The organism is Streptococcus thermophilus (assembly GCF_010120595.1).
Lineage (GTDB): Bacteria > Bacillota > Bacilli > Lactobacillales > Streptococcaceae > Streptococcus > Streptococcus thermophilus.
The window spans coordinates 1354193-1372553 of the sequence record NZ_CP038020.1 but is presented as its reverse complement, the minus strand read 5'-3'; the positions used below and the strand labels follow the sequence as shown (position 1 = coordinate 1372553).

The following is an 18361-nucleotide window of genomic DNA, read 5'->3' as shown; positions in this document are numbered from 1 at the left end:
TTTCGGCTCTTTTTATTTATAATTTTTATAACTTGCCCAAGCCACATCTATAGATAAGGTCTCAGCATCTGTGTATGATCCTCTATAACTATTCCAAACTAGATCGCTACTCGAACCTGTTGCCTGGGTAACTGGGGCTTGGTCGTAGATAGTAAGCCCATAGTATGCAATAATACTATTTAACTTAGAAGCATAAAGACTATCTGTAGCATAGGTTCCTGTGAGTGTCTGAGTAGCATCCGCATAGCTGCTTGTATTTGATTTCCAAGTACCTGAATAAGTGGATGACGTCATTAAAGCAGCATAATCTGCTAGGGAATCACTCAGACTTCCATATGAACGGAAGGGCTCGTCAATCTCGTAAGTATTTCCTGTACCGTCATCTTCCCAAGTACGCATTGTAACAGAGTTCCCATTATAAGAACCCTTAATACCAAAGAAGTTGTAATAAGGAGCTTGACTCAAGCCTGACTGACCTGAATTTGATTCCAAAATAGCTTGAGCAATTAAAACAGAGGCATAGATATTGTAATCTTGACCAATCTGTCTCGCAGTCTCTCCGATACTATCAATAAAAGCCGTCGTAGTTTGATTGTAGGAAGCTTCAGCTTTAGCAGTAACACTGTTATCATTTTTTCTATCTGTTGTAAATGCCAACACCAAAAAAAGTGAACAAAAAAAAGCCCCCACTATAAAAACAAAATACTTCTTTAAAAGACGACACATACAACCCTTCCTTCATAAAAAATTAATCATAATGTTTTAATACTATTCTATCAAAAAAACTAACATCCCGCAATCTTCTTACCTAGTTTTTGTTGAGAATTAAGGCATAAGTCGCCTTTACATCGTATTTATAATAGGCTATAATATAGCTAACTTTTTAGGAGATGACTTAATGAAAATAAAAGAATTCTTACCTGGAATAAGTATTTCAATACTTATATCACTCATAGCTTGGTATCTTGGAAACTTATTTCCTATTATTGGTGGGCCCGTCATTGGACTTTTTATCGGACTCTTATTAGCTAGTCTACTTATAAATCAAAAAAGATTTATAATAGGGATGCAATTCACATCGAAAAAAGTATTGCAATACGCAGTTATTCTTCTGGGATTTGGATTAAATCTTTCTCAAGTCTTCAACGTTGGTTTAACATCTCTACCCATTATTTTAACTACTATTGCTACGGCACTGATTACTGCTTATGTCATCCACAAGCTATTTAAATTAGATAGTGAAATCGTAACTTTAGTAGGAGTAGGATCATCTATCTGCGGTGGTTCTGCTATTGCAGCCACTGCGCCTGTTATCAAGGCCAAAGATGAGTCCATTGCAACTGCAATCTCTGTTATTTTCTTTTTCAACATTTTGGCAGCTCTACTTTTTCCTCACTTAGGCTCTTGGTTAGGCCTCAGTAATCAGGGCTTCGCTATATTTGCTGGAACAGCTGTTAATGATACATCCTCTGTAACTGCTACCGCTAGTTCATGGGATAGCTTACATGGAACATCCATCCTAGAGCAGGCAACGATTGTTAAACTAACAAGGACACTTGCTATTATTCCTATTACTCTAGGACTCTCTATTTGGCAGTCAAAAAAAGATAATACAAAGGAAAGGTTTTCTCTGACCAAAGCAATTCCAAACTTTATCCTTTGGTTCCTGTTGGCTTCACTCATTACAACCGTTGCAATGTCTATGGGGGTCCCAGCAACTATCTTTGCTCCTTTAAAAGACCTTTCAAAATTCATGATTATCATGGCCATGACAGCTATCGGTTACCAAATAAATCTCAAAAAACTAATTACTAAGGGAGGTTCTGCTCTATTAGTGGGAGGGCTTTGTTGGCTATTAATTAGTATCGTTTCACTCCTCATGCAAAAACTATTAGGATTTTGGTAAAATAAATAGAAAACTCACAAACTTGCTTAGTTTGTGAGTTTTTTTATTGTGTAGTTATTTTTTATATTCAAAGATATAGGTTTGAATAACCTTATCTCCCTCATTTGTCACTCTCAAGCCAACATCATAGTTATTAGTTTCACCACTTATGTCTTGAACCTTATAAAACACCATCCTTCTTTACTGAGGAAGGAGATACTTGACCAGAATAATGGTTTACTTCAAGAACTGAAGTGCTCTCTGGAGATAAGGAAATGAAACCATTTAAAGAATAAAAACCATAAAAAATAAAAACTAGAAGGCTGAGTGAAGCAAGGCTCCCAAAATAATACTTAAAAAAAGCCCCCGATTTCAACCCCTGTTTACTCACTTAGTTATTATCTTCCTTTAACTTAACATTATTTTTATTAGAGTATCTTTAAATTTTATTTTACACATATTGGGGAATTTTGTCAAATTATCTGATATTTAAAACATAAACTAAATTTCTTGACATATCAAAAGCCATTAGCAATCTAACGGCAATTTTTTATATCTGAGATAACGTATTCAAGACGGTTATAAAGACCAAGCAATAAGTCATAACTTCGATTTTCGTTTTCTTTCAAAACAGAATAGACTGTTGTACCGTAACTAAATTCAAAGAAGTCATCTAATTCTTTAAGCCAGTCATCAATAACCCCTAAATTTTGATCGATAATAGCAAATAAACTTGGCTGATACCAGATTGTACCTTCGATATAAAGGTTTTTGTCAGATAATTTAGATAGTGATACTTTTAAGTCAGCAAGCTCACGTTTAGCAAGATTGGGATCAATCTTGAGATCGAAAAGCAAGCGTGCATCATGATTAAGAATATTGAGTTCTGCTTGAAGCAGTTGAATATAGTGTATCGCTACTAAATACTGGTTCATAGGTCTCTCCTGGTCTTATGAAAATCGTAATATTATTGTACCACTAAAGAATGAAAAAAGTAGTAATTATTTAATATTTTACGTGATTTTTTTAGAAATATTTTTATATTGAAAGTTTTATTTTAAAATAATTACACTAGTTGTTTTTCTAATACTATAAAAAATGAATAATTTTCAAAAAAATAAATAAACACTCAAATGAGTGATTTAATACTCTTAGTGACTGACCATTTCTTGTGCAATTTCAAAGCCGCTAAGTTTTCCAGGGTAGTAAGTTGGCCAGTTGTCCATTTCTTTTAGAATTTCTTCTTGGCTACTATTACCAAAGAAAATGTGAAAATGTGCTGAGCTTGTTGGATCTATTTGATGATCAGAGAATTGGACATACTGGTAAGGATTATCTGCCGCTTGACTGTCAGTTGCCGTAAAGAGATAACGAACACCCTTTTTACCAGAAGAATAGGTCAAAATCTTATAACCATCATAACGATAAGTGTGTGTCACACTGCTTCCATCAGTCTTAGTGAAAGTCATGGTCATCTTTTTCCCATCAATGGCAATTTTAGAAACATCTGTTTGATAACCCTTAATATAGTATTCTTTGTACTCTTGTGCTGTTTTATCCTTATTCAGCAGAGATTTGTATTCAAATACTTGATCTAATGTACCATCTTGAAGGAAGGGATAAACCGATTGCCACTCACCTGACCAATCTGACAGTTCTCTGTCTTTAACATCTTTGTCATCAAAGTAACCATTTTGAACAGTTTTCTTATCATTGCTTCCATCTTCAGGTTGAATATCTTTACCTTCAACATCTGTTGTCAAACGAAGACTTTTTAGATTTTCAGTCATAACACTGACATAATCTTCACCTTTTTTCAATTGATCCTTAGTTAGGGATTCAATAGGGTTTAAAACTGCTGTCTTAACTCCTACTTCATTGGCTAAGGTTTTAGCAATACTACTAGAAGCATTCTCTTCAAAGTAGATATACTTAATGTCATATTCTGAAACATACTTAGAAAGGCTAGCGATACGTTTTGCAGATGGATCAGATTCAGCTGAAACACCTGAAATTGGTACTTGGGTTAAACCATAATCTAAGGCAAGGTAGGCAAAGGCTGAGTGCTGTGTAACAAAACTCTTCTGTTTTGCCTGACTAAACGCTTGTGTATATTCCTTATCCAAAGCTTGTAATTTTTTTAGATATTTTTCTGCGTTGGTCGTAAATACCGCTTTTTTATCTGGATGTTGAGCAATCAAACCATCTCTAATAGTTTCCACTAATTTTTGAGAACGTTTTGGTGAGAGCCAAACATGGGGATCGTACTCATGATAATGTTCTTCACCACCGTGATCGTGATCTTCTTCCTCTGTACCAGGCAAAAGAATCATTCCTTTACTTGCCTTAATGACTTTGGTATGTTTGGTGTTAATGTTTTTTTCAACCTTTGGAACCCATGTTTCCATATTCTCATTCAGGTAGACAAAAGTGTCAGCCTTCTCAATATCAGCAACATTCTTAGTAGAAGGCTGAAAATCATGGACCTCACTACCTGCAGGGATAAGATAAGACACCTCCCCCTCATCTCCAACAACCTGTTTGGTGAATTCATAAACAGGGTAGAAGCTCGTTACAACCTTCAAATCACCATTTCCCTTTGAATCGTGTTGACTAGTCGTATAATAAATACCTGCACCAGCTACTAGAACAACAGATGCTAATCCTGCTAGGCCAAAAATGCGTTTCTTTTTCATGATATTCCTTTCAAAATACTTAACCAGTTAATAGTTTGCTGGTTAAGTATATCACACTAATTTTATTTTGCAAGTCCCTAAATAAAAAAATTGAAATATTTCGAAGAGAAAAAATGATTCGATATACTGGAAGTATCATTTTGAAAGTAGGTTACACATGTTTCGAAAACTAACCCTATACATTTTTCTATTTTTGTCAGCCATCGGCCTTGACCTATGATACACAATCATATACTTCTGGCGCTTTGTCTGGATCGGCTTATGGAATTATTGGGCTATCAACTCTCATTGCTCTCTGCTACATCATTCCAGCAATATTTCTGATTCAGTTCTTAGGCAGGAAATGTCAGGTGAAACCACTTGTTCTCGTATTTGCTCTAATTGGCGGATTCTTTATTACAGGTTGGTTGGCAGGTTATGCTAATACTTTTTCCCATGAATGGGTGACTGCCCGTCTTTCTTCAAAGAATTTCTTCTACCGATTTGAGGATGCTATAATGGCACCACTGGTTGAGGAACCTCTCAAACTAGCAGCATTTATCTTTGCTGTCTATGTGGTTCCAACAAAAAGTTACAAAGGGCTCTTACTCGTTGCTATTACAGCAGGTCTGGGCTTCCAGATTAGTGAAGACTTCTCCTATATTCTTTCAGATTTGCCTGATGGTTTTTCTTATACAATCTCAGGAATTCTTGGTCGAACTATTGGTGCTGTATCGTCTCACTGGCTTTACACATCCTTCCTCGCTATGGGGCTAGTCCTGATATGGTGTTCACGTCAAAAACTCATTAGTTCTAAATACAGTCTTATTGGTATGCTTTATGCTTGTGGTGCTTTTGCGGCACACTTGCTTGAAATTTACCTCTTCGAAATTTAGAAAGCGATTTGCCATGGGCATCAGGTCTTCTTATTTCACTCAATCTTTTCTTCCTCATTATACTTTATCAGATCCTCTCGAAACTGGATGAAGAAAACAAGTAATGTTAAACTACGAAAAAAGCCTTTCCAATTTTATGGAAAGGCTTTTTTGATGACTTTAATCACTCATAGAAAAACGATCGGTCATCAGATTACTAGCATCATCTAAGACTTTTGCCAATAGTTTATCTGTTTCTGACTGAATCTTATCACTAATTTTTTGATTTTCAGCTTCAAAATCAATACTTTTATCATTAGCTAAAGCGGTATCAACATGATTAATCATGGCATGGCCAAGAGCCATCGTTGTTTCTACATAAGTATCCAAATCAGCTTCATGATATTGGAAATGAGGATCACAGATAGCAGCAATCAAGCGATTACTCCAGTAGAAATTACCTGTATCTACTTTATCAGTTGTTTGACGGAAATAAGCAGGTGTTGTTCCGACCTGAGTCCAGAATGACACCATTGCACCAAAAGTCATTGATCCATAGGCTAACCATTAAGTTCTGTTGCAAAGTTTTCCAAAAAATCTATTTTAGTGTAAAATTGAGAAAAAAGACAGAGAGGACAGAGTAATGAATCATTTAATTTCTCCCAGCTCTTTATTAATCATTCTAACTTTTTTAATACTATTTTTTCTTACCACTAATAACTTTGTATGCGGTAGAATTTTTTAGAATGCCCAATTCTGTATTGTCAGAGAAGAACTTGTTACCGAGATGTAAAGAAAAAGCTGAACAATTTCTTGCTCAGCCCTTGACAGTGATACGTTTATCATGTATCATAAATTAGAGACTGAGTAAGAAGTGATGGTTCTTACTCGGTAAGTGGTACGCTGTAGGAGGCGTGCCACTTTTTTATTCGATTAAGTTATATAAATTATAACACACATAGGCACACCAAGCAAGTATTTTCTTTAGAATTGTAGCACAAAAAGCCTTTCTTTTTGAAAGGTTATTGTTATATAACTTGTTGTATAACTTTTTATCTAATTACCAAAACGAAGTCCTCGTTTTCCTTCTCGCTTACTAAAGCGACGTAGCTTATATACACGCTCAATCCGATTAAGTTTTGACTTGATTACACCTGCCGAAACAGACTCTAGCTCAGTCATTTTTTCATATTCCTCTCTCCAGGAACCAAAAAATAAATCTCTGAGTTGTTCCTCATAGTTGAGAACAATTATACGGCTCATTGTCTCTGCTCCCCACACTGTCCAGTACATACCACGCTTCTTCATTCTGTAAGTAATTTTACGGTGTTGAGACTCCATAATACCTATCCCTGCATGAGTGAACCCTCTTAATTCAGCTGGCTTAGTGTATTGAAAATTATTGAGTAGCTTTCTCTTAAACTCCTTAAAAGTCTCTAGTTCTTCTTCGGTTGAAATCAATGCTTCTGTCGTATCAAAAACTGTGCGAAGTTTCCCTTTATCATGCTGCTTAATCGCCTGAAAAGCTCTATCCAGGAGCTCTTCTGAATAAGGTTTAAAAAAGGATTTTATCTTTTGGTTAACATGGTATTCATCCCAAAAGTGTTCGTGACGTTTAATTTTCAAGGCCTTAGCAATTTCCTTAAATACATATGGTGTATAACCGTGACCACCGTCAGAATTAGTAATAAGAAGTGTTCTTTCGGTTATCTCATAGGTGTTATAGAGATAGTCTAATACTTGCTCTCTAGCCAACCGATTATCCAAACCAACAAACTCCTTTTTATCTTTTAGCTCAAAACGATTACTACCAACTTTATGACTTCCAGTATGAACTACAAAATGCGATAAATCATAGTGACGGTTATCCGTATCTACGTCACGTGCCTTGACCATCACACCGTCACCTTCAATATAAATCACATCTACCTTATGCTTCTCTCTGCCATCAGTATCTTCATAAAAACGATAGGTTGCACGTTCTGCCAGCAGCTGATCACACAGTTTAACTGCTTGAACAACGGTAGGCTTTGTAATCGTAATATGGTAAGTCATCTGAATAACCTGAGTTACCTTTTCATAAGGCATCATCGTTGATAGTCTAGCAACCTGATACATAAATTCCCAGGAGAAACGCACATTCTTTTTTAACCCAAGTTTCTCATCCACTGGAACAAACCAGTCTTCCCCTTTCTTCCATCGGCGGCGGCGAAACGTAAACTCTCCAAAGGTAAAAGCAACTGTTCGTTCCATTGAGTGAATACAGGTGTATCCTCTAGCTTTCATCACTGGAACCATTTGCTCATCGTATTTAGCTACAAAATCATAAAAATCAAGGGCATTTTGGGCAAGCAGTTGTTCTTTAAGTTCTCGTTCATCAAAGTTTGTCATTGACTCTCTCCCATAAATTAGAATAACGTGCCCTATTTTATAAATTTACTGGAACCTTTTCAAATTTCTTTTTATTCTGTAAAGAAAAAGCCTTCCACAAAATGGAAAGCTCTTATGTTCTATTCGTTTTATTTTTTAGCTTGTTAGAATCTTTGAGAAGATTCACTTGATCATTGATAAACATCCAAGTTATAAAGACAAATGGAATACCTACAATCATAACGATCCCTGCTTCCAAAAAGTCTGCAATGAATGAAAAGTCACCTGAAAAATGAACACCCACTACAATTAGAAGAATTGGTAAAAACAGCACAGGAACAAATTTTAACGCTAACAATCCAATGACTAGTAAGAAAAACATATTTAATCCAATTGTCTGGTAGAAAATATAGAGAGCAATTGCTACAATCAACCACCATAAAGTCTGAACCATTTTTTTGAGGGAAACAAAAACAATCATAATCAGTCTCCTAATTTTTACTAATAATATGACAAGATTTCATCAGTCAAGTAAATTCTATTTGGCTGCCCTAAACCTTGCTTTACTTCTACGATAAGGTGTTTTTGTGCCAGAATTTTTTTAACCGAAATCACTGTCGTTTTACTACAATTTAGCGCTTCAGCCAAATCTTCATTTGAGAAGTAAATAAAAATATTCCCTTCATCATCTTGACCTTTATAGATAAAATCTATTGGTTTACGTAACCGATCTAGCAACAAAGCATAAGCTGTAACTCCATTAGCACCAAACTCAGGAAGGCAATGTTCCATCAATGGTCTAGGTACATAAAACTGCCCACTCTCTAAAACTGTTGTCGCAAACTCAGGAATATCACTCATGGTTGAAAGATAATTCATCAGTTTCTCCTTAATCCTTTAATTTACGTTGTAGTTTATTCCACTCTTGGATAATCAATTTTTCTAAATAATCTGAGGCAGACTTCGCCTTATGATAGGAAACCAACTCTTCGAGTTTATTATAACGGACATCATAATGTAATGAAAAGGGGTAACGTCCCTTTTTATCGTAGCTGTCAGGTGATTTTTGTGCCGCTACTTCTTTACCTGATGATTGTTTTCGTTTTTTAGGTAGCTCCTTATCAAAGGTGTCCCTTAATTGAGCAAAACGATTATTTGTCATTATGCTGCCTCTCCTTCTAGTACCGTTAAAATATTTTGATAGACATACTCTATATTATCATAAAATTTCTGATGATCCTGCTTTTGTTTTTCAGTCATTTGTTCACGTTGCTCAAAAACACTCTGGTTAATAACTAAACTCTTAGCCACTAACTCCTTTTTCTGAATAGATCCTAAGTAAGCCTCATCTTCCTGAACCACATCCAAGAATTGCTTGCAAGTTTCTGTCACATTATTGCCGTAAAATTCAATCTTATTGCCAATAAGATAAGCTTCTGCCTTAACATAGCTTTTCTTTGTAATCACTTCTACTGCTTCACTCTTGATATAATCTACAAATTTTTTGAGAGCTAACCAGGCACGAAAACCGTTAGTAGAAGCATCCGTTACCCCCAGGACAATATCAGATACAGCAATAAAATTCGCTGTCACTAGACTTTCATCATTGTGCGTATCAATTAATATAATATCAAATTGTTCAGCTAGTTCATCGTAGTGCTCACTGAACCACATAAATAACTGAAGATACTTATTGTTTCGACTGGATAAGTCTAACTGTTCATCTGTCAGTCGCTCATCTCCACGGATTAAGCTAAGATTATCATTTATACGGCAGATTTCATACTCACCTGTTGTGAAAATATCATAAATTGTCTTTTCACTAGTCACATCAAAGGAGTGCGTTAAATTACATTCTCTTGCCCCATCAATTAGCAAGACACGCTTATTTTTAACACGTGACAACCAATCTCCTTCATTGTAGGTATGACTACTTTTTCCGCCACCACCTTTATCAAGGTTTGTTGTTTGAATCTTCATAAAAGCACTCCCATTCTTCTATAATTAGTTGGATAAAAAGTTATATAACTTTTTATATATCTATTTTATCTTATTATTTATTTTATGTCAACTAAAAATGCACAACTTGTTATATAACTTTTTGTGCATTTGTTTTCTTATTTACTATCCAAAAGAACCTCCAATATTCCCACCAACATAGGCTTTCAACTGAATCTGATTAACCGTTGTATTAAAGTTTCCTACAAAATAACAGTTATCTTCTCCCTTCTTTGTCAGAACAATCAAAAATTGAACAACATCCTCATTTTCAGATGGCATAACTTCTAGCTTACTTGATTGATACTCATATTGATTTACCAGGAGTACCATCGCAAAGGTTTGAACCATTCCATCTTGACTCATTGAAAGATGATTTTCTAGTGTACCACTAACATTTGATAAATGTTCTGCTTTCTTAATAGCATTGATAGCCTCTTCAAATGCTTTAAGTACCTGTTGCTTATGTTCTTCACTACCTTCTGTATAAGGGTGCTCTAGCTTCAATTTTGCTGTCCGATAGTTCTTTTCATCAACTGTTTCTGGAGTTGATTGTGATACATCATCCTCCACTGTCGTCTCCGTCTGTTCGCTTTTAGGTTCCTGTGGTTTGCTACTGGTTAGATTTCTATGAATTGCAAATCCAGAGAAAATTAGTAATAGTCCAACCACGATAACATAAATCATATTATCTTTTATCCATTCTTTCATTGATTTATCCTTTTACTTTCCAAGTTTTGGTTCTTTTCCATCTGGATAAGCAAAGGTAGTAATTTCTGCCTTTTGTTGCTCTGGTGTCCAGATACGATAGTTCCAGGTATAAGATTTTTTAAAATAATCTGCCCCTGAAAGTGGTGTATTTTGCTCTACAATCAAAATTGAACCATTTTCAAAAACATGGCACACAATACCAGTATGGCCATAACCACCACCTCCGCTTTGTGTAGAAAAGATAGCTCCTTTTTTAGGAGTAGTTTTGACAGAATTGCCAAAAATGCTAGCCCATGCTGCTGCTTGGTCTTTACCATTTCCAGTAACCGACCCTGAATGTCCCCAAAGATGGTTTCCCACGCTAATTGTCAAATTAACACATTGACCAGCTAAATAATCACTACCTGGATTAAACCATCCAGAAGAGCTTGCATAGGCCATGCCAAGCGATTTAGGATCAATGATATACTGCTTTAGACTCTCTGGTAAGTTATCAGGACTATATCCCCAGGCTGTCGCATCAGCTGGAACTGTTCCTGTACCATCAGTGGCACCACCTGAAGAAGAATCGCTACAATCTTTACTATTGCTTGTAAAAGTATCAGATGGACCAGTATCTCCAGCTGAAGCTGTGACTGCTTTATAAGGTTTATCACCATGAGCACTGATAGCTTCCTTATCCAGCCATTCATACTTTTTGCCAAGCGTATTGTACATGTCAATAAGCTTAGTTTTATAAGTACCGTCAGTAGCCCAGCCACCGTCTGCAATAGCACTTAGAGTCGCTATGCCATCCGTATTATTGATAGCCTTAGTATAGAGTGTTTGGTGAGCCATAAACTCTGCTTTACCAACAATGCCAGCATCATAACTGGAGAACCAGGTGTAAGCTCCACCTGTACCATCTCCTACATTAGCTCCTGGTTTCGTTCCTGTTAGGTCAACACTATCTTCACCATAAGTTGCTAGAGTAACAGGGAAGTTGCTCTTGCTCGAAGTTTTAACACCACCCATATTGTGTGCTTGCCAAAATGAGGTGCCATTAGGATTAGAGAAATTGAATCCATTTTCAATCATAGTCTGCGTGATCGATGCAGACGGTAAGAACCCACCAGCTTTCCAAGACAGGATATAAGCCTCTTTGTGTTCCTTAACAAATGAATCAATTGAGCCATCACCTGAAGAAATAGAGGATTCTGTAGAGGTAGAAGTTGCTACTTCAGTTGTACAATTCGTTTGAGAACTACTAACAGCCCCCAAAATACCTGCTAGTATGGTTACACCAATACTAATTAGAAACACAAGAGAGATGAGCGGTGCTAGTATCTTAAATAGAACTGCTTTTTTCACATATTCTCCCTTCTACCAAAGACCAAGAATTGTCTTTAGAATAGCGTAGAACACTAAGAAAACAATGAAACCAACACCAAGTTTCCTTAAACCTCTTAAAAATTCTTGATCACGTGCTTTCTGGGCTGCTAAGCGTTCTGGATCAGACTCACCATCCGAGGCAAAATAATCTCTAATTTCCTGACTCTTAATTTTTCGTACGGTCACATAGTTATTGATTGCTTGCTTTCGTCTTTCAATTGGTCCAAGTTTATTTGGATTTTTATTTGACATATCCGTCACCTTTCTATTTCTACTGAATACCACCATATCTCTGCACTTCTGGCGTTAATAACTGCTGGTTAAAGACCAGATTGCCTACCCCAGCAATATTCATAAATAATTGCCCTTTTACTAAGCGTGGCAATGTTTCCAGCTCTGATTGATTCATAGAGCCTACCAAGGCATTAGCAAGCAAAGGAATACTTGTTTCATCAGTTTGAGCAAAGACACGGTACTGCATCAACCCAAAGATACGCTGAACAGCTGTGACATACGGATCTTTATGACTACCTGCTCCTGATTCAAATAAGATTCCTCGCAAAGAGTTAACCGATAGTACCACACCTGCAAAGTTCTCTCCCATCGAGTCAATCATATCAGCTAGTAGTTCAACGCTGCTTTCATACTTAGGATTGATCAATGTTTGAGCTTCACTGATATTAACAATATAATGCTCCATATCCATTTCTGTTAGATTAGGATTAGCTTTTAATAATTGCTTGCAGCGTTTACCATTATTGACGATATCGGCTGAAACTAGGGATAGCACTGAAAAGATTTGTGCATTAAGCAAATGAGGGGTTCCTTTAAGGCCTGAGAAGTCAAAAGTAACAACTTGCTCAGACGAAATATCCTGGAACTCAGTTGTGCCTTCAAAGATCTCTGAGTTTGTTGTTAGTAGTTCATCAAAAGTATTATGAATACGGTTAACAGATTTAATTTCAATTTCATCTGGTTGACTTTGTGCCAATAAACTACGCTTATAGTCTTCCGCAAAGTGGATAAAATCTGTTAGGACTGGATACTCCTCATTTACTAAATCAGTCGCTTTTAACTTCTCTGGATTTAACTTAGGATTACGTGCCCACAAACCTTCTTCAATATAAAACTCATTGAGCATCTTACCGAAGGTTGTTAAATCATCCCCTGTTACTTCACTATTAAGTAGTTTCAAGATACTCTTTAACTTCTGAATATGTAGATTATAGGATTTCTTCTTATCAATCTCTGTTCCATCTTCATTTGTTACTGTTGGGAACACTTGGAAAATATTGATACGGTTAGCTTCACCTGATAAATCAAGAATCAGACCATGCTGGTGTCTCGTCTGATCGAGAAATGTCCCATTTGCATCAAAGTTACGAATATAATTTCCTTTGGCATAAAGGCCATCTGTATGCTTCAACAGAAAAGAACGCTGCCCCATCTTAGGGTTTCCTGAAATAATCATAAAGGAACGAGTTCGACGTTGATCACGTTGCAAAAAGTTGAAATTAACGGCTCCTTTGGTGGGTGTCCATCCCATGTAAACACCTTTAGAATCTTCTAGTTTGGTGTGATTGAAGAAATAACCACCGGCCAAATCATGCGCCCTAATAGGAATACCTCGTCTATGGTTGGGTAAATCAATTTGATATTGGGCTGGTATGAATGGAGCATGATATTCAAAGTCAAGTTCACCTGAAAGGATAGTTGACTTAAAGTTAGAAGTCTTGTCTTTAATATCCTCTACTTGCTTGAAGAGAGCTTCTTTAGTAGAGGCAGAAGAATAGTTCCGAACATACATTCCTAGCATCGCAATATTCTTCTTGGTAATGTCTCTATCCAGCTGAGTTAAGTCTTTGATTTCATCTAGTTCTTGTTGGTTATCAACTATCTTACTGTTTCCAGTAATACGAGTTGATTTTTCCTCAATAGCATCTTTGATTTCTTGCTTCAGCTCTTTGTTATTTGCTCGGTAGAGAGACAAAAACGAACGTGTGCCTGGAATCAGCATTAAATCTGATAACCAGAAACGGTCTAAATCTTCTGAGGGGTATTCGTAATAATGAAGTGCTGTATGATAACCGTCCCCACTGATCCATGAGCGGTCATCCTTTTTGAAATCAATGTTACCTTGTGGTTGTATGCGACTGAGAAAAGCAAGATCATAACCTTGCGCTTTTAACTGTCTTTGTCTGCGTTTTGAAAGTTCTGGCATGTTATCCTCCTATACTTTTTCGTTCATGTTATTGAATTGCTTGATAATTTGTTCTTTCTTAACCCTGGTTATTTCTTGAGGAACAAAATCATTATTTCCATAAGACTTAGCCTTACGTACTAGGTCATCTAACTCCGTTGTAGTTGGTGCAAAGAGCCACAAAATAAACTCTGTATTGTAGATTTCTTGTTGAATACTCTCTTCAACTTGAATCTCATTGATCAGTAAGGCCTCACGATCAAGAAGCTGTAAGTACAGACGTGAATTAGGTAGTAATTTTGCCTTTTCTTGCCGAACGAGGCTCAAATGATGACGAAGATCCATAATCTGAGTATCTGTATTAGTTGGCAAGGTTGTTGTTTCAATCTGAATATCAGTGTTAAAGTCAGTCAACCATTTCTCAAAATTATCAATTGTTCGTCGAATTTCATTATAGGAAAGTGATCCTAAGTCTTTTCCTGGTATTTCCATCAACTGAAGATAACCGTAATCAACTAATTGAATGTAAGCTTGACGATTATCAATAATTGACTTTACATCAAGCAATTCTACACATGAATGAAGGTCAAAATATTCTTGACTGTGCTTTTTTTCCTGCTTACGCCCTAATTGTCGTTTAACTTCAGGCTGGGGTTGATTTTGTTTAATAGCCATTAACGTTTCTCTCCTCTCTGATAATTCAAACTAATGTAACGTTTCCGTCGTCTCCTGAAAAAGAGAAGCATGCTATGCCAATTTTTCTTTCCGCCATTGGCTGGTAAAACTAGATAGAGACACATAAGCGGTGTCAAAATAATAAAGGCAAGTAACTGTGGCCATTGACTCGTTGGGAATATCTTAGTTCCAATAGAAACCGCAGCAACCGCTGAGCCTCCTACAAAAACAATATCGGCCATGAATAGTCCTATGATTTTTACTTTGGCATAGATGTCACGTGGAACACCGTATTTTTCATCCATTTATCTAACTCCTTTCTTGTATAGTTCCATAATAAGAGATAATGAAAATTCTTGCGTTAAGCGGACAAATTGTATCATCTCAAACTGAAGAGCCGTTTTTATACAAAAAGTTATATAACTTTTTGTATAAAAAAGAAGCCTCAAGATTGAGACTTCTTAACCATATTGAAGAATGATTCTTCTGACAAAATTGTGATTTCTTGCCCTTCTGCTATTCTGGATGTTGCAGCTTCATACTTTTTTGACCGTCTATCTGGTTCAAAAAGATCTAGTTGTTTATGACCTGCAAGAAGAATATTTGTTTGAGCAGAGACATATCCTTGAACGATTGCTCCCTTTTTCTCCAGGAAGGTAATCACATCTTGTCGGCTCATTGGTCGTAAACTTCCTGTAATCACAACAACCTTACCTGCAACATCACACATAGAGCTTACTCTTCACTTTCATCAATTTCAGCACCTCTTATATGAGATTGTCCTTGCATACGCTGACCTGCTTGTTGCATTTGTTGGTTCATGTACTGCATTTGGTTCATTGATTGTTGGAAGTTACGTTTAGAAACCGTTGAGCCTTCAGTTTTTTTGGGTGCTTCATGGGTAACATTGGGAAGTGGATTATTTTCAATAGATTGAGGAATGTCTCTAGCTGGTGGAGTTGGATCACTAATGCCACCGAAGGCCTCGCCAGACGGTTCTGCTGGTGTCACTGTTGGATCTGTAATACCACCACCACTTGGGCCACTATCTGTATTTTCAAATGGGCTAGGCTCATCTGATAATAAACTTTCCCCTCCATATTGTCCAGAAGGATTTAAGGTAAATTCTGCATTTGGATTGATTGTTGAATCAAATCCTGCACGTGGCGGAACTGCATCATTTTTCATGCCTTTATAAACAGCATCATGGGCAGCCTGCTCTTTTTGACCTAAGTTATCTGCTATACCACCTGCAAAGTCTTTCGCTTTACCGACAGCCTCTTTACCTGCAAGGTCAGCAGCACTATACATGTTACTCAAGCCACCTTTAACTGCATTCAAAGCACCTTGATCTTTAGCAGCATTGAAAGCACCTCGAATTCCACCACCAGTTGTTGCCAGACTATTTCCAAGAACTTTACTTCCTGCTACCATTGCTCCAGGAGCTTTCTTAGCCATATCAAGTCCAAAGCCTCCCATAGCCATAGCTCCGTTACCGATAGCTCCAGCACCTGTCGCAAAGGCATTACCCATCATCATCGCTCCAAGCAGTTGTTGAGCTGTATCACTATGACCAGTAGAAACGCCAAGCCAACGTTCAATCATTGATACCCCTTGCATAGCAGCAAAGAAGACACCAATATAAACAAGTGAAGCCGCAAGACATTGTTCCCACATATTAAGACCGTCAAAGAAACCGCCTGATAATTTTGTAACAGCTGATACTGATAACGTTGGTAAGTCACGTAGGAATTCCAGCGTCACACGCATAATCACCGCTTCAAAAATGATACCTGCAAAAGCACCTCCTATTGTTCGTAGAAGTTCTTTATACTTCTTGGAATTAGACAAGGAAGAGTACCCTTGAAGCGGTGAAATCATAGCTTCAATCACAATATCAAAGACTGATTTAACCAACTTAATTGACATAGAAATTAATAGGACAATCAGGATAATGTATTGCATGAACATCCCTATCCAGTTGACCTTATATCGCATATAAACTGGTTCAAAGGCATTTAATTCACCTACAATACGGTGCTGTGTAATGGTTTCTATTCCATCTTGATTCGTGTTTAATTTATGTAGGAATAAACCTTTTATACCAGTGTGCTTCTTTTCCATTTGATCTAATAATCCAGAATTAGAAGCACCATAAGTTGCCCCAAAATCAATTCGTGTCGCAAAGTCAGTAGTGTCTCGCTTATCAGTGCTATCTGTAATATTATTGACTGGCGTTGAGCCTTCTTTAGGTGGCTTGATATACCCATAATCATCCAACGGAAAAAGCTCGGTTGAAAAATCATTATCAATCAATACTTTAAGATCCACTATATTATTCTTCATCGGTTGAATCGCCAAAGATGAATAGTGTTCAGTTCCATCAGGTGCTTCACTAGATACGGTTTGAATATTCATTGCATCTTGAGCAATTACCGATGAAATAGATGTTAAAGCTAAAGGTAACACTGCCGTAACCATAGTCACTAGAAGGAAGTTAGTTATCACCCCTTTGTATTTGACTGGCTTAGTAAAAACACCAGCTATTGCAGAAACAACTAAAATCAAGCTAAATAGTGTTGTTCCTATCACCTGAAACCAGAAGAAAAATTGTCCTATAACTGTGTTGTTATCGCCTAAATATCCAAATAAACCAAAAAGCTTAAACATATTATTAAAGACATGTTCTAGACTCGCTGTAATGGAATATAGAGCTTTGGCAATGGCACCTGGTATATAGGCTAAAAAGGAGAGGAAAGCTGGGGTGGAATCAAGATAGTTGCTCCAATATTTATAAAAGGAAGCCATCTTTTCTGCATTCTCCCCTGTGATATTCCCATTGGTCTTACCATTGAAATCTAGGAAGCCTGTTTCCAAGGCGTTGACCAAATCGGAATAAGTATCATATTTCACATAAGGTACCTACTTTCTTTATAAGATACCTCCATCATAAGGGATAATGAAAATTCCTGCGTTAAGCGGACAACTCATAGGAAATATAAAAAAGCCTCATAACGAGACTTTTTTTGCTTATTTAGCTTCACCTGTGAAATTAAAATAACCATCATTAGTATATCCAGTTTCAAACTCAAATATATTGATTGATTTACCACCTTCTGTTAGAACAACACCATACAACTGATCTCCTACTTTACCCCAAATATCATCTTTATGGTATCCGACGTTAATAATAAAATAGTGTTTATCTTTTAATTCTGATTCATGAGATGCCATTATTCCCTTCATAGATTTTGGTAATTTATCTTCAGCAACAACCTCATAATAAACTTCTTCATCTCCAGACTTCAATTTATGATTCTTCTTATCAAATTCAAGCTCTTGACCCCCTCCAGTGAAAATCAAGCTATCATATCCTGAAAGTTCTGAATACCCTGTATAACTATCTTTCAATTCTGTTTTGATAATATCTTCAGCTGACTTTTGACCACAGGCTGCTAGAACAATAAGCGCAAGCCCTAACATCAATAGACTAAAAAATTTTTTCATTTTCATAACAACCTTCTCCTTGATTAAATTGATTTCATTATATCAGAAATATGGCTCTCAGACAACAATTTGTATAATTTGTTATATAACTTTT

General features: G+C 36.6%; 18 protein-coding genes and 3 pseudogenes. 2 read left to right on the top strand and 19 right to left on the bottom strand.

All coding sequences use genetic code 11. From position 1 onward, the window contains the following. Positions 1 to 12 precede the first annotated feature (12 nt). A complete protein-coding gene (locus E3C75_RS07265) occupies positions 13 to 726 on the bottom strand; it encodes a glycoside hydrolase family 73 protein (protein WP_084825940.1) in 714 nt (237 codons plus the stop codon). Between the two features lie 172 nt (positions 727 to 898). On the opposite strand from E3C75_RS07265, the gene E3C75_RS07260 reads away from it, so the two are divergent. Beyond that, positions 899 to 1906 (top strand): YeiH family protein, encoded by a 1008-nt coding sequence (locus E3C75_RS07260; RefSeq protein WP_084828765.1) that lies wholly within the window; start codon positions 899 to 901, stop codon positions 1904 to 1906. Between the two features lie 54 nt (positions 1907 to 1960). Here the strand turns inward: E3C75_RS07260 and E3C75_RS11665 are convergent. From E3C75_RS11665 to E3C75_RS07245, 3 genes and pseudogenes are all read right to left on the bottom strand, one after another. Next, positions 1961 to 2276: pseudogene (locus tag E3C75_RS11665) on the bottom strand (hypothetical protein). A 145-nt stretch (positions 2277 to 2421) separates the two neighbouring features. Beyond that, a complete protein-coding gene (locus E3C75_RS07250) occupies positions 2422 to 2820 on the bottom strand; it encodes a hypothetical protein (protein WP_011225860.1) in 399 nt (132 codons plus the stop codon). A gap of 216 nt (positions 2821 to 3036) precedes the next feature. Next, the gene (locus E3C75_RS07245; protein ID WP_111679582.1) at positions 3037 to 4581 is read right to left on the bottom strand and encodes a metal ABC transporter solute-binding protein, Zn/Mn family; all 1545 of its coding nucleotides are present in this window, start codon (positions 4579 to 4581) and stop codon (positions 3037 to 3039) included. A gap of 157 nt (positions 4582 to 4738) precedes the next feature. On the opposite strand from E3C75_RS07245, the pseudogene E3C75_RS07240 reads away from it, so the two are divergent. Beyond that, positions 4739 to 5560, top strand: a pseudogene (locus tag E3C75_RS07240) (PrsW family glutamic-type intramembrane protease). Between the two features lie 55 nt (positions 5561 to 5615). Here E3C75_RS07240 and E3C75_RS07235 read toward each other — a convergent pair. From E3C75_RS07235 to E3C75_RS07165, 15 genes and pseudogenes are all read right to left on the bottom strand, one after another. After that, positions 5616 to 6002, bottom strand: a pseudogene (locus E3C75_RS07235) (C69 family dipeptidase); the annotation flags it as partial. 489 nt (positions 6003 to 6491) lie between these two features. Beyond that, complete coding sequence (locus E3C75_RS07230) at positions 6492 to 7826, bottom strand: ISLre2 family transposase (protein WP_003045982.1); 1335 nt, start codon at positions 7824 to 7826, stop codon at positions 6492 to 6494. Between the two features lie 112 nt (positions 7827 to 7938). Continuing rightward, positions 7939 to 8286 (bottom strand): hypothetical protein, encoded by a 348-nt coding sequence (locus E3C75_RS07225; RefSeq protein WP_111679581.1) that lies wholly within the window; start codon positions 8284 to 8286, stop codon positions 7939 to 7941. A gap of 20 nt (positions 8287 to 8306) precedes the next feature. Beyond that, a complete protein-coding gene (locus tag E3C75_RS07220; RefSeq protein ID WP_003045977.1) occupies positions 8307 to 8684 on the bottom strand; it encodes a replication initiator protein A in 378 nt (125 codons plus the stop codon). A gap of 10 nt (positions 8685 to 8694) precedes the next feature. Next, a complete protein-coding gene (locus E3C75_RS07215) occupies positions 8695 to 8967 on the bottom strand; it encodes a hypothetical protein (protein WP_017650064.1) in 273 nt (90 codons plus the stop codon). Beyond that, a complete protein-coding gene (locus tag E3C75_RS07210) occupies positions 8967 to 9785 on the bottom strand; it encodes a ParA family protein (RefSeq protein WP_017650063.1) in 819 nt (272 codons plus the stop codon). The genes E3C75_RS07215 and E3C75_RS07210 overlap by 1 nt, the downstream gene beginning before the upstream one ends. 144 nt (positions 9786 to 9929) lie before the next feature. Continuing rightward, the gene (locus E3C75_RS07205; protein WP_111679580.1) at positions 9930 to 10514 is read right to left on the bottom strand and encodes a hypothetical protein; all 585 of its coding nucleotides are present in this window, start codon (positions 10512 to 10514) and stop codon (positions 9930 to 9932) included. Between the two features lie 12 nt (positions 10515 to 10526). Next, positions 10527 to 11864, bottom strand: coding sequence for a CHAP domain-containing protein (locus E3C75_RS07200; protein WP_111679579.1), 1338 nt, complete (start codon positions 11862 to 11864; stop codon positions 10527 to 10529). A gap of 12 nt (positions 11865 to 11876) precedes the next feature. Next, positions 11877 to 12137: a hypothetical protein gene (locus E3C75_RS07195; RefSeq protein WP_017650060.1), complete on the bottom strand. Its 261-nt coding sequence runs from the start codon at positions 12135 to 12137 to the stop codon at positions 11877 to 11879. 19 nt (positions 12138 to 12156) lie between these two features. Continuing rightward, positions 12157 to 14106, bottom strand: coding sequence for a hypothetical protein (locus tag E3C75_RS07190; RefSeq protein WP_003045965.1), 1950 nt, complete (start codon positions 14104 to 14106; stop codon positions 12157 to 12159). A gap of 9 nt (positions 14107 to 14115) precedes the next feature. Beyond that, a complete protein-coding gene (locus tag E3C75_RS07185) occupies positions 14116 to 14760 on the bottom strand; it encodes a hypothetical protein (RefSeq protein WP_111679578.1) in 645 nt (214 codons plus the stop codon). Then, positions 14760 to 15065 carry a hypothetical protein gene (locus E3C75_RS07180; protein ID WP_018375478.1) on the bottom strand — a complete coding sequence of 102 codons (306 nt, stop codon included), beginning with the start codon at positions 15063 to 15065 and terminating at the stop codon, positions 14760 to 14762. The genes E3C75_RS07185 and E3C75_RS07180 overlap by 1 nt, the downstream gene beginning before the upstream one ends. A 140-nt stretch (positions 15066 to 15205) precedes the next feature. Continuing rightward, the gene (locus E3C75_RS07175) at positions 15206 to 15490 is read right to left on the bottom strand and encodes a BRCT domain-containing protein (protein WP_111679577.1); all 285 of its coding nucleotides are present in this window, start codon (positions 15488 to 15490) and stop codon (positions 15206 to 15208) included. A gap of 5 nt (positions 15491 to 15495) precedes the next feature. Beyond that, complete coding sequence (locus E3C75_RS07170) at positions 15496 to 17673, bottom strand: pLS20_p028 family conjugation system transmembrane protein (RefSeq protein WP_111679576.1); 2178 nt, start codon at positions 17671 to 17673, stop codon at positions 15496 to 15498. A gap of 117 nt (positions 17674 to 17790) precedes the next feature. Beyond that, positions 17791 to 18273 (bottom strand): LptM family lipoprotein, encoded by a 483-nt coding sequence (locus E3C75_RS07165; protein WP_111679575.1) that lies wholly within the window; start codon positions 18271 to 18273, stop codon positions 17791 to 17793. Positions 18274 to 18361: the final 88 nt, after the last annotated feature.